Below are 13,391 nucleotides of genomic sequence, written 5' to 3'. Positions count from 1 at the left end.
CCCGGGGTCAGAACCAGCGTTCGAGCACCTGCGCCACGCCGTGTTCGGCGTTGGACGCGGTGATCTCGTCGGCGGCCTCCAGCACCGTCGGGTGAGCGTTGGCCACCGCGACACCGTGCCCGGACCAGGACAACATGGGCAGGTCGTTGGGCATGTCGCCGAACGAGATCGTCTCCTGCGGCGTGGCGTCCAGGCGCTGCGCGACCTCGGCCAGCCCGCTGGCCTTGGTGATGCCGGGCGAGGAGATCTCGATCAGCCCGCCGCCGGTGGAGAACGTGATGTTCACGGAGTCGCCCAGCACACTGCGGGCGGCGACGGCCATCTCGTCCGACGTCATCCTGCGATGGCTCACCAGCATCTTCACCGCCGGGTGGCCGAGCACCTCGGCGCGCGGCACCTCGAAACCCTCGCCGTCCTGCCACGGGTTGTGGTAGTCCGACTCGATCACGAGGTTCTGCAGGTCGTCGTCCACCGCCTTGGTGCCGACCCGCTCGGCGGCCAGCGTGCACCCGGGCAGGGCCGAGTCGAGCGCGTCGGCCAGGTCGGAGAGCTGCACGGGGTCGAGCAGGCCGTGGACGTCGACGACGCGGTCGGCGCCGATGTCGTACAGCACGGCACCGTTGGCGCACACGGCGTATCCGGTGAGTCCGGTGGCTTCCGCGACCGGCGGGATCCACCGCGGCGGTCGGCCGGTCACGAGGACGACCGGGACCCCGTCGGCCATCGCGCGGGCGACGGCGTCAGCGGTCCGCGGAGCCACCTGCTCCATCGGGGTGAGCAGGGTGCCGTCCACGTCGGAGGCGATCAGTCGGGGTTTCTCCACTCCGCCAGTCTCCCAGAACGAGCCCGTGGTGCGGGGTGTCGTGTTTCACCGATAGCGTCGAGCATGTGCGCGTAGGCATTGTGATCCTCCCCGAGGACAGGTGGTGGGCCGCCGAGCCGAAATGGCGGGCCGCCGAGGAATACGGTTTCGACCACGCGTGGACGTACGACCACCTCGGTTGGCGTTCGTTGGTCGACGGGCCCTGGTTCGGAGCGGTTCCCACACTGGCCGCGGCGGCGATGGTGACGTCCACCATCAAACTCGGCACGTTCGTCGCCTCGCCGAACTTCCGGCATCCGGTGCCCTTCGCCAGAGAGGTCGTCACGCTGGACGACCTCGCCGACGGGCGGCTCGTCCTGGGGATCGGCGCGGGTGGACGGGGCTACGACTCCTCGGTGCTGGGTGGTCCGGAGCTGTCCGCCGCGCAGCGTGCCGACCGTTTCGTCGAGTTCGTCGAGGCGCTCGACCACCTGCTCCGCACCGACGGGGCCGACCACACCGGCACCTACTACACCGCTCGGGGCGCGCGCAATCTCCCCGGCTGCGTACAGAAGCCGCGGTCACCGCTGCTCTTGGCGGCCGACGGGCCGAGGACGATCCGCTTCGCCGCCGAGGCGGGGGACGGCTGGATCACCACGGGCCGTCCGCAGGACGGTGAGACGTACGACGACTGGTGGGCTCGGGTGCGGGAGCTGTCGAACCGCTTCGACGACGCGCTCCCCGAGTCGCGTCGCGACCGCGTGGCGCGGTGTCTCAACCTCGACTCCTCGCCCGTGTTCTCGTTGTCCAGCACCGAAGCGTTCGCCGAGGCGGTCGGCCGGGCCGAGGAACTGGGCTTCACCGACGTGGTCGTCCACTGGCCGCGTGGCGGTGAGCCGTACCAGGGAAGGGAAGCGGTGCTGGAGGAGGTCGCCGCCGACCTGCTGCCCAAGGTGCAGGGGCGGGACCAGACCAACTGAGTCGCTCGAACGGGTGAATTGCTCCGATGGGTGGACACCGAAGGCCGCCGTCGTTCGTCCAACGGCGGACGGCGTGGTCGACGGACGCCCGGGGAACAGGGAGCGCCAGGGGCAGCTCGACCCTCGTGCGGCGGGCGCGAGCAGCGTGGCAGCAGCCCACTTAACAGGGTTTTCATAACCACGGCCTCACCGCACGAGGGTCGATGCGCGTCGGTAGCCTTTCGCTCGTGAGCGCGGACACGAACACCACAGACAACACAAGCGGCGCCTACACCGGTTACGACCTGGTGGTCGTCGGCTCCGGTTTCTTCGGCCTCACCGTGGCCGAACGCGCCGCGAGCCAGCTCGACAAGCGCGTGCTCGTGCTGGAGCGGCGTGACCACATCGGCGGCAACGCGTACTCCGAGGCCGAGCCCGAGACCGGCATCGAGGTGCATCGCTACGGGGCCCACCTCTTCCACACGTCGAACAAGCGCGTCTGGGACTACGTCAACCAGTTCACCGAGTTCACGGGCTACCAGCACCGCGTGTTCGCGAAGTACCAGGGGCAGGTCTACACGTTCCCGATGAACCTGCACCTCATCAACCAGTTCTTCGGCAAGTCGCACTCGCCCGACGAGGCGCGTGAGCTGATCGCCGAGCAGGCCAGCGAGATCGACACCAAGGACGCCAAGAACCTGGAGGAGAAGGCCATCTCCCTCATCGGGCGTCCGCTGTACGAGGCGTTCGTCAAGGGGTACACGGCCAAGCAGTGGCAGACCGACCCGACCGAGCTGTCGCCGTCGATCATCACCCGGCTGCCGGTGCGCTACAACTTCAACAACCGGTACTTCAACGACACCTACGAGGGTCTGCCCGTCGACGGCTACACCGCGTGGCTGGAGAGGATGGCAGACCACCCGAACATCGAGGTCCGGACGAACGTCGACTACTTCGAGGTGCGGGACCAGATCCCGGAGGGCACGCCGACGGTCTACACCGGTCCGCTCGACCGCTACTTCGGGTACTCGGAGGGCAAGCTCGGCTGGCGCACGCTGGACTTCGAGCAGGAGGTCGTGCCCACGGGTGACTACCAGGGCACGGCGGTCATGAACTACAACGACATCGACGTGCCGTACACCCGTATCCACGAGTTCCGGCACTTCCACCCCGAGCGGGAGTACCCGACCGACAAGACGGTCATCGTGCGGGAGTACTCGCGGTTCGCCGAGGACGACGACGAGCCGTACTACCCGATCAACACACCGGAGAACCGCGACAAGCTGGAGCGGTACCGCGAGCTGGCGAAGAAGGAGGCTGCCGAGCGCAACGTCCTCTTCGGTGGCCGCCTCGGTACGTACAAGTACCTCGACATGCACATGGCCATCGGCTCGGCGCTGTCGATGTTCGACAACAAGGTGGCGCCGCACCTGACCGAGGGCGCTCCCCTCGACGGGTCCATCGATGCCTGAGACGCAGTCCGCCGGGAAGGCCGTGGGTGAGCACATCCCACGGCCTTCCGGGGAACTCGCCGTCCTGGCAGGCGTCCAGCGGGCGATCGCCCGCCCCGCGGTGGTCAAGGCCGCCCGCGGGTTGTCGCACTTCGGGGAGCACAGCGCGGGTTGGGTCGCGCTGGGCCTCGTGGGCGCGGCCGTGGACGCCGAGCGGCGCAGGGAGTGGCTCACGGCGGCGGCGGGTGCGGTGGGTGCGCACGCCGCCTCCATCGCGGTCAAGCGGGTCGTGCGCAGGCGCAGGCCCGAGCACCCGGCCGTCACCGTCGGCGTCGGTACACCCAGTCGGTTGAGCTTTCCGTCGTCACACGCCACGTCGACCACGGCTGCTGCTGTGCTGTACTCGGGGCTGGTCGGGCGTAACCTCGTGCCGGCCCTCGTGCCGCCGATGCTCGTGTCTCGACTCGTGCTCGGTGTGCACTACCCGACCGACGTACTCGCCGGCGCCGCCCTGGGTGGTGCCGTCGGCGGCGTGCTGCGCCGCAGGCTGACCACACGGAAGCGGATCAGACGATGAGTGAGACGACCGAGCGTGCCGGCGTCGAGGGCGGTGCCTCCACCCGGAAGGGACCGGTCCCGACGCTGTTCGGCGTGCTGCGTACCGCGCGGCCACGCCAGTGGGTGAAGAACGTCCTCGTGTTCGCGGCCCCGTTCACCGCGGCGCAGATCACCAACGTCGACGTGCTCGTCGACGCCGCGGTGGCGTTCGTGGCGTTCTCCCTCGTGGCAAGCTCGGTCTATCTCGTCAACGACGCCGTGGACGTCGAGGCCGACCGCGCGCATCCCACCAAGCGCAACCGGCCCATTGCCGCGGGGATCGTGCCGATCCCCGTCGCGTACGCGTCCGCGGGGGTGTTCTTCGCCGCGGGCATGGCCGTCGGGGTGCTCGCGGACTGGCGGTTGTTGATCGTGCTCGGCGTCTACGAGGCCGTGCAGCTCGGCTACTGCTTCGGCCTCAAGCACCAGCCCGTGATCGACCTCGTGATCGTCGGCTCGGGCTTCCTGATGCGGCTGATCGCCGGTGGTGTCGCCACGGGCATCACCCTGTCGCAGTGGTTCCTGCTGGTCACGGCGTTCGGCTCGCTGTTCATGGTGGCGGGAAAGCGGTTCGCCGAGGTGATGCTCTACGAGCGCACCGGGGCGAAGATCCGGTCGTCGCTGAAGAAGTACTCGGGCAGCTACCTGCGCTTCGTGTGGGCGACGTCGGCCGCGATACTGATCATGACGTACTGCCTGTGGGCGTTCGAGCAGCAGCAGCGCGTGCCGGGCACGGTGTGGAGCGTGATCTCCATCGTGCCGTTCGTGATCGCGGTGCTCCGGTACGCGGTGGACGTCGACGGCGGCCACGCGGGCGAGCCGGAGGAGATCGCGCTGCGCGACCGCGTGCTGCAGGTGCTGGGCGCGAGCTGGGTCGTCACGCTCGCGTGCTCGTACTACCTCTGAGTCTCCGAGCGGATCATGCTCTCCAGTGGCGGTGCCACGTAGTCGAGGCGGACCACGCTCATCTCCTCCCGTAGCTCGTCGCCCCGCAGGTAGGTGGGCACCGGGACGAGTCTCGCGACGTCGAGCAGCGGGGCGTAGGGGCCGCCCGCCTCTGTCGCGTAGGACATGCCGGTGAGCCATCGGCTTCGCGGGCCCACGGTCACCAGGTGCCTCACGGGTTGTGTGACCCCGCCCGAGAGTGCGGCCGGTCGCCGACAGGGCAGGAAGTACGCGCTCACCCAGTCCACCGCCACGGGATCGGATGCCGGCAGGTACTCCCGGAGTGGGACGACGCGGGGCACGCGGGGAGTGCCCACCGCAACCCAGCCGCCCTCACCGCGGTCGACGGCCACGACGCGCACGCGGGCGGCGTCACCGGGGTCGAGTCGCGCCTCACGCCAACTGCCGTCGCCCAGCCGGAGACGGTTCTCCCGCACCACCGCGCCGTCCGCTCCGGCGAACTGGACCGTGGCCGACACCGCGCCGCGTCCGGCCACGGGGACGACCAGCGGTGCGGAGTCCTCGCGCCCGCCGGGCAAGGGATACCAGGGGCTCGTCCACGACACCGGGTGGTGCTTCGTCGCTTCTCCCCGGCTGCCCCACACCGGAGCCTGCGCAGTGCCGTAGGGCTCGGGCGGCGGAGCCTCGGAGGGATAGCCCGCGTTGCGGCGCAGTCCTCGGCCGGAGCCGGTGCCCGCCTCCGCCTGGAGCAGGCCCGCCCGCACGTCGGGCTCGACGTCCAGCCAGTCCTCGATCCCACACCCGCCGGTGAACGACGCGAGCGTCGAGCCCGCGACGGTGTAGGTGTCCTGGCGCGAGTGCAGCGGGTAGGCCAGCGACACCAGCTCCAACGCGACCGTGCCCAGGGCGAGCAGCGGCAGCGTCCACGCCGGGGACGGCAGCCTCCGCCACGCGCCGAGCAGTCCCGCGACCGCCAGCACGAGCCCGCCACCGAGGACGAGATCGGCGAGGTCGATTCCGGCGACGTCCGGTGCCTCCCGCGACCACGGCACGCCGAGGTCGGCCACGAACCACCACCGCAACGGCGCGGCGAGTGCGTAGGCACCGGTCGCGGCCACGGCGACGACGAACAGCGAGCGCTCCCACGGGCGGCGCAGCGCGCCCGCGTGGACGGTGTGGACGGCGGCGCCCACGAGCACCGTGGCGAGGAGGCCGACGGCACCGAAGTGATGGGTGTACTTGGTGGGTGTGAAGGCAAGCGCCACGAAGAACAGCACGGCCACCAGCAGGGCCCGCCGGGTGGGGCCGGGCGCGAGACCCACCGCCCGCCGGGTGACCAGCAGGACGGCGAGCACCGCGACGGCGAGCCACAACAGCAGCAGCGGCATCCGTCGGTTGAGGCCGCCTTGGACGGGATCGAACAGGTCCTCGTAGCGCCTGGCCTCGTCGGTCACGCCGAAGGCCGGTCCGATGCTGGTGCGGACGTCCGTCGAGTGCAGAACCGCGGCGAGTGACTGGTCGGCGAACATGACCAGCAGCGGCAGCGCGGCGGCCCCGAGCAGCACGGGCACGAGCACCGCGCCGTGCCACCGCAACACCCGCCACAGGCCCGGGGCGGCGGCCACGAACGGGAGCAGGGCGACCACTCCGGTCGGGGTGACGGCCACGGTGAGCCCGACGACCGACACCGCGACGGCGAGCGTGACGGCGCTGCGGGTGGCCACGGCGCGTTCCACCAGCAGGAAGACCACGGCCGTGCCGAGCATGACCCACGGCTCGGGGCGCAGCCCGATCCCGAACGGCACGGCGAAGAGCAGGAAGGCCCCGGCCGCGCCGTAGCGTGCCGCGCTGCCGGGCGCACGTACCAGGCGCGGGAGCAGGAGCCGATCGGCGACCAGCCACGACACGACGCAGAGCAGGACGGAGGGCAGCCGCCACCACCACACGGCGTCCCCGACGCCCACGACCACGCGGTACAACTCGTAGAACCAACTGAACGGCGCCTCGGGCGCGTTGAACCAGCGGAAGTAGTTGCCCACGAAGCCGCCGTCGTCGGCAGCCTTGAGCATCGTGACGATGTAGCCGTCGTCCACCGTCGGCGCGCCGAGCACCGACCAGCCCGCCAGGGTCCCGAGCACGACCACGTCCGGGCCGCGCGGTCGCCACCACCCGCGAGGAAGGAGCCGGACGCGGTGGTGGCGAGCGCGTTCGTGCCGGACGAGCAGGACCGTCGTCGCGACCGCCGAGGCGAGTGCCACGACGGCGAGAACGACGCGCAACGGCCCCGGGGAGCTGTCGTACCTCGTGTCCGCGACCACGTCCACCCGCAGATCGGTTTGGCCGACGGCCTCGGTGAACATTCCCGTCACCACAGGCGTGTCCCGGGTGTGGCCGACCGGTTCGCCGTCGATCGACACGACCGTGCCGTCGGGGCCGGACGACACCGCCCACTCGCAGTCGTCACCGGCCCGGGAGGTGATCACCGTTTCGTCGCCGACACGCACCGTCACCAGGCCATCGGCCACCTCGACACCCAATCCGCCGACGACCTGCTTTTCGACAGGCGCGCCAGGGGGAGTCGTGGTAGACAGCAGCAGGCCCTCACCGAGCGTGTTCACGTCGGTACAGCGGAAGGTGACATCCACTCGGTGGGGCTCGTACGGAAAGAGCGGCAACGTCCTGTCCGTCGCCAGAGCATCCGGCCACTCGTACGTCTCGGTTCGTGTCTCCACCGGCGCGAGCACGAAGAGCCCGGCTGCCACCGTGGACAGGAGACCGCACACCGTGATCAACCAGATACGGAAGGTCACCGTTGGAGCCTAGAGAACGGTTCGACGTTTTCTCCCGCCGGGCCACCCTGCTGGTGGTGGCCGGCTCCGCGCTGTTCGCCGCGGGAGTCTTCCTCGTCGTCAAGAACAGCCTCATCGACGACGCCTACATCACCCTCGCCTACGCCAAGAACCTCGCCGTGCACGGCGAGTGGGGGCTCGTGCCGGGCATGCAGGCCAACTCCGCGACCTCGCCGCTCAACGTGTTGCTGTTGGGGGCGCTCACGCTGGTGACCCGGGCGTTCGGCCCGGCGCAGCCGGTCGTGGCCCTCGGACTGCTGTCGGTCCTGACCACGGCCGTCCTCGCGTGGGGCTGGACCCGGCTCGCTCGCGCGTACCGGCTGCCGTGGCCGGTGGCGCTGCTCGGCGTGGCGGTGGTGCTGACCAACCCGTTCGTGCTCTCGGCCATCGGGTTGGAGGTCCTGCTCATCCCGACGGCATTGGTGCTGCTCACCGCGTTCGCGGCGGAGGGGCGTCCGGTGGCGTTCGGGGCGGTGGCGGCGGTGAGCGTGCTGATCCGCCTCGATCTCGTGATCTTCGTGCTGGTGCTGGCGTCGTGCGTCCCGGCGATCCGTCGTCACCTCGGCAAGGCCACGCTGACGGCGGTCGTCGTCGCCGCTCCGTGGTACGTGTTCAGCTGGGTCGCGCTGGGCTCCGCAGTACCCGACACGCTCGTCATCAAGCAGGAGCAGGAGGGGCTGTTCGGCCGGTGGACCTACGCGACCGGTCCGGTCATGTACTACCTCGGCGAGCAGTTCGCGGTGGGCATGGCGTTCGGGCCCGCGCTGCTCGGCCTGGTCGCGTGGTTCGGGCTCGTCGGGTTGCGGCTCGCGCGCCGCTGGACCCGATTCCCCGACGTGTCCGCCCTGGTGGGGCTCGGCGGCGGCGCGGTGGCCTACTTCGTGGTCTACACGGTGCTCGGAGTCGGCCCGTACCACTGGTACTACGTGGCGCCGGGGACGGCGCTGGCCATGTTCGCCGTCGCCGCCCTCGGCACGTGGTTCGGTACGGCGAAGCGGCACGAGACGTTGCTGGAACGCCCGCCGCTCGTCGCGCTCGGGCTTGTGACGCTCTTCGTGGTGGGCGCCGCCTCGGTGGGGGTGACGCGGGAGCTGCCCTGGCGCTCACCCGTCATCTTCGGCAACTGGGCGAGCGCGTCGGACTACGCCCACGTCGGGCGGGAGCTGCGTGAGCGCGTCGGTGACGACACCGTCGCCTCCCCCGGCGAGATCGGCACGCTGGCCTACCACTGCGAGTGCCGCATCATGGACGTGTTCTCCGACCGCGGCCGGGTGGCCGAACTCGTGAACGACCGCATCGCGAAGTCCGGACCGGTGTCGGCGGCGTTGCTGCGCTTCAACTACCTGTTCTTCGACCGGGAGGCCGAGCGGGCGGAGGTCGACTACCGGCTGCGGTACAAGCGGGGCCCGGGGGCAGGGGAGGACACCTGGCAGGTGTACTCCGACGCCCTCGGGGTGGGCCACTTCACCCTCGTACCGGAGCAGCGGGAACAGACCACGCCGCCGGTGTCGACGACCACGCGCTGAGGCTGTCGGCTCCTAACCGTCGGTTCACCGAGCGGCGTGTACCCGGTCGGAGGCGCGGCGCACCTTCATGACGGCGTGCACGTCGCGGGCGTACAACGTGGACCCGTCCGCGAACCGGAACGCGATCACCGGCCGGGGTGGAATGCTGCGGCCGAGGAACGGGGCGTCGAGCGCGGCGAGTTCGCGGGCGTCCCGCTCCTCGAAGGTCCGGAACCCGGGCTCCTCGGCGGCCTCCTCGGCCAGGATCGCGGCGGGGTAGACCACCGCGATCCGCCGGTCGGTGACCACCACGCGCGCCTCGCCGTGGCTGGCGGCGAGGTGGTCGGCGAGCCGGACGGCGAGTCGGTCGGCGTGGTCGGCGTCGACCCAGTAGCCGAGCGTCGGGTCGTCGGTCCAGTCCTCGACGGGCAGGTCCTCCAGCGGCAGCGGCCATCGCGGCCGTTCGCCCCGTACCTCGGGCGTCGCGCGGGTCGGCACGTAGGGCACCTGGCGGTGACCGGCCACGAGCGCGCCGACGTGCGCACGCACGGGTGGGCAACCGAGGAGCAGCCGTTCCCCCTCGGTGAGCCAGTGTCGGGTCAGTTCCGTCTCGACGATCTCGTCGTGTTGTGCCGCCTGTCGGGGGTCCGCGTCCATCAGCGGCTTCTCCACCCCTCGCCCTCGCTCTCCCCGCGCCCCAGCTGAAGCATCCACTCGAAGACGCTCTCGTCCTCGACCCCGAACAGCAGGTCGAGCCCGGAGCCGTCCACGAGACGCACGCGCAGACACGGCCGCGTGCGCATCGCCAGCCTGCGGCGGGACACGGCGATGTCGCCGATCCGGCTGCGGTCGACGGCCGCGACCACCGCCATCGGCGGGCAGGTGACGGGAAGCTCCGTCCCGTCGCCGACGTGGCGTCGTGCGCGTTCGGTGACGATGTTGACGAGTTCCCTGCCGAGGCCGAGCGTCCGGCGCAGCAACGACCCGTCACGCGGCAACGGCACCTTCAGCACATCCAGCACCAGCAGCCGCGCCGACGTCAACGCCCAGGTACGCCACTGCCCGCCGTGGGCGCACACGTGTCGCAGGGCTCGGCGAGCCAGACAGTCGGGGTGGTCCCCGAAGACGACCACGTCGGGAGGGCGGCGTTCGAGGTCGAGGTTCGTCGTCATGGTTCCCGGGTCGCGGTCGAAACCCCCGAGCTCGACGCTTGCCTGCGGGCGTCCTCGTTGGTCGAGCCCCGGGACGTCGTGGGCCACGCGGTCGCCGCTGGCTGCCCACAACACCGGTTCGTCCGGTGCGACCACCTGACGGGCGCGCGTGGTGGGGCCGGGAACGTCGTACGGTGCGTGCCCACCGCGGGACCCGGCCGCCGAGGCTTCCTGCCGGAGTGATCGATGCCGTTGCGCCGGAACCTGGCGCTGCGTCGGGACGGAGTGCAGCGCCCGGTTCCGAAGCTCCCACCGTGTTCGGCCCACGATGCTCCCCTTGCTGGTTCGCGCTAGCTGCCCGCTCACTGTTCTCGTTCGGACGTGCGCGCCTCGTAATCGGTTCCCGGCGATGGGAGCGTGTGCGTCGTTCTCTGCCTCCTAGTCGAGGCACTCCTGGATGTAGTAGTCGAAGAGCGCGTCGCGGGCGGCCTGGACGTCGTCCGGCTCCCGTACCACCTTGGACACCTCGCCGTCGACCTCGGCGTCGCGGACTTCCCGCACCCGCTCCTTCCAGATGGCGAGATCGTCGGCGAGGTCCTCCGGCGGCTCCTTGATCCGGTCGAGGAAGTCGAGCATCTGCTGAGGCATCTCCGGCCCGCTGCCGAAGGATGTGTACGGGGCGAACGCCGTCGCGGCGGCCCCCAAGTCGGCGTCGACCGCCGCGCAGAAGTCGCCGTCGCTTCCGCCGCACCCGGTGAGCAAAATGGCCGCGCTGGCGACCGACAGGGGAAGAGAGAGTCGGGCAGATCGCCGAGTGTTGATCATCATGGGGGCAATGTAGAGACAGTGATCGCCCAAATGGGTGAGAACAGGACAAGACGCTGCATTCGCAAAGACTCGGTCCCCGGCCTGCGGTGGTGCCGTGCGGCGGCACGGGGTTCGCGTCGGGTGGGAGCGCCTCCCCACCGGTGGGAACGCCGAAACAGCCGGTAGCTTACGAACCGGGCCAGGCCGAACGAGTTGGTGGAGATGACCACGGAGACCGACAGACATCCGGACGAGCAGGCGGCGGACGATGTGACCGGCGACAGCCGTGGCCTCACCGCGCCATGGCGCCGACGACTCCGGCCCTCGGCCCGGCCGGAGTGGTTCGTCGGGGCGCTCGCGTTCCTGCTCGGGGTCACGTTCGTCGTCGTGGACCTGGCGTACAACCAGGGCACGCTGATCGCGCCCATCGACGACGCCTACATCCACCTGCAGTACGCGAGCCAGCTCGGGTCCGGACACCCCTTCCAGTACAACACCGGTGATCCCGTCTCCACGGGTGCCAGCAGCCTGCTGTACGCGTTCGTGCTCGCCGCCGCGCACGCCGTCGGGTTCTCCGGCACGGCGTTGCTGGCGTTCGCCGTCGCCTTCGGGGTCGTGTGCTTCACCGCGACCACGGTGCTGGTGTGTCGGCTCGGCGAGGCGCTCGTCGGTCGGGTCGTGGGTGTGTGGGCCGGTGTGCTCACGGCCGTGAGCGGACCGTTGCTGTGGGGCGCGGCCAGCGGCATGGAGGTCGGGCTGACGTCCGTGCTGGTCACCGGCTCGGTGTTGGCTTTCGTGCGCGAACGAGCCTCCGGAGTGTTCCGGTGGACGCCGGCGCTCGCCGCTCTGCTCGCCTTCGTGCGACCCGAGGGCATGTTCTTCGCGTTCGCCCTGTGCGGCGCGATGCTGTGGACGGTCGGGCGTGCGCACGGCTTCCGCGTCGCCCGCATGGCGTGGTGCTGTCTGCCGCTGCTGGTGGGAGTCGCGCAGTACGCGTTCTACCGGCTGGCGACGGGCACCTTCAGCGCCAACGGGGTGCAGTCGAAGTCGCACCTGGCCGACCGGCCCGTCTTCTACCTCGGTGAGTTCGTCGACCGAACGTTCGCCAACGTCCGCGGCATCGTCGACCACTTCAACGGCCTGAACAACACCGACTTCGCCTTCCCGTTCGCGCTCGCGTTCTTCCTCGGCGGACTCTGCTACCTGCTCGTGAAGCGTCCCGAGTGGCGGCCGCTGGCTGTGGCGATCGTCGTCGGGTACGCGCTCGTGGTGGTGTCGGCGTCGACGCTCAGCACCGCGTTGATCCACGAGCTGCGGTACTTCCAGCCGTTCCTGCCGCTGTTCTTCGTCCTGGCCGCCACCGGCGGGTACGCGCTCACGCGCCTCGTCCCGCGTGAGCGGGAGCGGAAGGCGGCACTGCACGCGGTGCTGCTCGTGATGGTGCTGTTCACGGTGGTGGCCACCCCGACGTGGGCGGTGCGACTCGGCCGTCAGTCGGCGACGATCCGCGACACCGACGTGTCGGTGGCCGCGTGGATCAGCGAGCACCTGCCCCCCGACGCGATCGTGGGTGTCAAGGACGTCGGCGCGGTCGCCTACTTCGGGCAGCGCCGCGTCGTCGACACCATCGGACTCGCCACCAACGGCTTCGCCGAGGCCAGCAACAACGGTCCCGGAAGCCTCTACGAAGCGCTCCGTGCGCTGCCCGAGGACCGGCGACCCACCCACGTCGCCGTCTACGAACCGTGGCCGGGGACGTCCATGCAGCCGTTCGTCGACGCGGGTGTGTTCGCCTCACCGCCGCTGACGACCTTCCCCGTGCGGACTCCGCCCGATCTGAACAACCGGCGCATCGTGCCGTTCACCGACCTCGAAGTCCGCAGGGCGGACTGGACGCTGGCGGGCAGCGGCGATCGTGCGCCCGTGCCCGGTGGAGTGCGTGACTATCTCAACGTGGGTTCGCTGAGCAGCGAGGAAAGCCACGACTACGAGGTCCGCACCACCCAGCCGGGGTGGCAGCCGTACACGGTCCTGCGACGACAGGCCGACGTCGTCGACAGCGGACGTGTGGTCGTGGGTGGGGAGACTTTCACGGCCCGCGGGCTCACCCCGGGCGAGGACCTCACGATCGCCACGCGCGTGCTGTCGTCGGCCGAGAACCGCGACGTCCGGGTGCGGATCGACGGCAGGGACGCCGGGGTGTGGCGGCTGCCCGAGTCGCCCGACGCCTGGACGACCGCGCAGTTCACCGTCCCCGGCGAGCTGGTCGGTTCCTCCGAGGTCACCGTCGAGCTGGAGCCCACGCGACCACTGCTCTCGCCGTACCCGGAGTACACGTCGTTCGGGTACTGGTTCGTGCAGTGA

The 13,391-nt window shown here is 70.5% G+C and carries 11 protein-coding genes; 6 read left to right on the top strand and 5 right to left on the bottom strand.

Annotated elements, in window-relative coordinates:
• Window positions 1-7: 7 nt before the first annotated feature.
• Window positions 8-823, bottom strand: a complete 816-nt coding sequence (locus JAV51_RS04915; RefSeq protein ID WP_197319428.1) for an HAD family hydrolase — start codon at window positions 821-823, stop codon at window positions 8-10.
• An 80-nt stretch (window positions 824-903) separates the two neighbouring features.
• Here JAV51_RS04915 and JAV51_RS04910 point away from each other — a divergent pair, with 80 nt between their 5' ends.
• The 4 genes from JAV51_RS04910 (at window position 904) to JAV51_RS04895 (ending at window position 4,715) form a co-directional block, all read left to right on the top strand.
• Window positions 904-1,782, top strand: coding sequence for an LLM class flavin-dependent oxidoreductase (locus JAV51_RS04910; RefSeq protein ID WP_307845755.1), 879 nt, complete (start codon window positions 904-906; stop codon window positions 1,780-1,782).
• A gap of 203 nt (window positions 1,783-1,985) precedes the next feature.
• Entirely contained in the window at window positions 1,986-3,233 is a 1,248-nt protein-coding gene (gene glf, locus JAV51_RS04905) for a UDP-galactopyranose mutase (RefSeq protein ID WP_231641347.1), read from the top strand.
• Window positions 3,226-3,789, top strand: coding sequence for a phosphatase PAP2 family protein (locus JAV51_RS04900; RefSeq protein ID WP_197319425.1), 564 nt, complete (start codon window positions 3,226-3,228; stop codon window positions 3,787-3,789). Before glf ends, JAV51_RS04900 begins: the two co-directional genes overlap by 8 nt.
• A complete protein-coding gene (locus JAV51_RS04895) occupies window positions 3,786-4,715 on the top strand; it encodes a decaprenyl-phosphate phosphoribosyltransferase (protein ID WP_197319424.1) in 930 nt (309 codons plus the stop codon). The genes JAV51_RS04900 and JAV51_RS04895 overlap by 4 nt, the downstream gene beginning before the upstream one ends.
• Here the strand turns inward: JAV51_RS04895 and JAV51_RS04890 are convergent.
• Window positions 4,706-7,525, bottom strand: a complete 2,820-nt coding sequence (locus JAV51_RS04890) for an arabinosyltransferase domain-containing protein (protein WP_197319423.1) — start codon at window positions 7,523-7,525, stop codon at window positions 4,706-4,708. The two genes, JAV51_RS04895 and JAV51_RS04890, sit on opposite strands and share 10 nt — an antisense overlap.
• A gap of 2 nt (window positions 7,526-7,527) precedes the next feature.
• On the opposite strand from JAV51_RS04890, the gene JAV51_RS04885 reads away from it, so the two are divergent.
• The gene (locus JAV51_RS04885) at window positions 7,528-9,090 is read left to right on the top strand and encodes a hypothetical protein (RefSeq protein ID WP_197319422.1); all 1,563 of its coding nucleotides are present in this window, start codon (window positions 7,528-7,530) and stop codon (window positions 9,088-9,090) included.
• Between the two features lie 24 nt (window positions 9,091-9,114).
• Here the strand turns inward: JAV51_RS04885 and JAV51_RS04880 are convergent, their stop codons facing one another.
• The 3 genes from JAV51_RS04880 to JAV51_RS04870 form a co-directional block, all read right to left on the bottom strand.
• Entirely contained in the window at window positions 9,115-9,726 is a 612-nt protein-coding gene (locus tag JAV51_RS04880) for a hypothetical protein (protein WP_197319421.1), read from the bottom strand.
• Window positions 9,726-10,547, bottom strand: coding sequence for a hypothetical protein (locus JAV51_RS04875; RefSeq protein WP_197319420.1), 822 nt, complete (start codon window positions 10,545-10,547; stop codon window positions 9,726-9,728). Before JAV51_RS04875 ends, JAV51_RS04880 begins: the two co-directional genes overlap by 1 nt.
• Window positions 10,548-10,658: 111 nt before the next feature.
• Entirely contained in the window at window positions 10,659-11,048 is a 390-nt protein-coding gene (locus tag JAV51_RS04870) for a hypothetical protein (RefSeq protein ID WP_197319419.1), read from the bottom strand.
• Window positions 11,049-11,249: 201 nt separating this feature from the next.
• On the opposite strand from JAV51_RS04870, the gene JAV51_RS04865 reads away from it, so the two are divergent.
• Window positions 11,250-13,391 (top strand): hypothetical protein, encoded by a 2,142-nt coding sequence (locus JAV51_RS04865; protein ID WP_197319418.1) that lies wholly within the window; start codon window positions 11,250-11,252, stop codon window positions 13,389-13,391.

The organism is Saccharomonospora sp. NB11 (assembly GCF_015910535.1).
Classification (GTDB): domain Bacteria; phylum Actinomycetota; class Actinomycetes; order Mycobacteriales; family Pseudonocardiaceae; genus Saccharomonospora.
This window is presented reverse-complemented; position numbering and strand designations above follow the sequence as displayed.

Excerpts from the sequence above, each read along its gene's own strand:
- glf (WP_231641347.1), top strand. The coding sequence starts at position 1,986 with ATGCGCGTCGGTAGCCTTTCGCTCGTGAGCGCGGACACGAACACCACA.
- JAV51_RS04900 (WP_197319425.1), top strand. The coding sequence starts at position 3,226 with ATGCCTGAGACGCAGTCCGCCGGGAAGGCCGTGGGTGAGCACATCCCA.
- JAV51_RS04895 (WP_197319424.1), top strand. The coding sequence starts at position 3,786 with ATGAGTGAGACGACCGAGCGTGCCGGCGTCGAGGGCGGTGCCTCCACC.
- JAV51_RS04880 (WP_197319421.1), bottom strand. The coding sequence starts at position 9,726 with ATGGACGCGGACCCCCGACAGGCGGCACAACACGACGAGATCGTCGAG.
- JAV51_RS04870 (WP_197319419.1), bottom strand. The coding sequence starts at position 11,048 with ATGATGATCAACACTCGGCGATCTGCCCGACTCTCTCTTCCCCTGTCG.
- JAV51_RS04865 (WP_197319418.1), top strand. The coding sequence starts at position 11,250 with ATGACCACGGAGACCGACAGACATCCGGACGAGCAGGCGGCGGACGAT.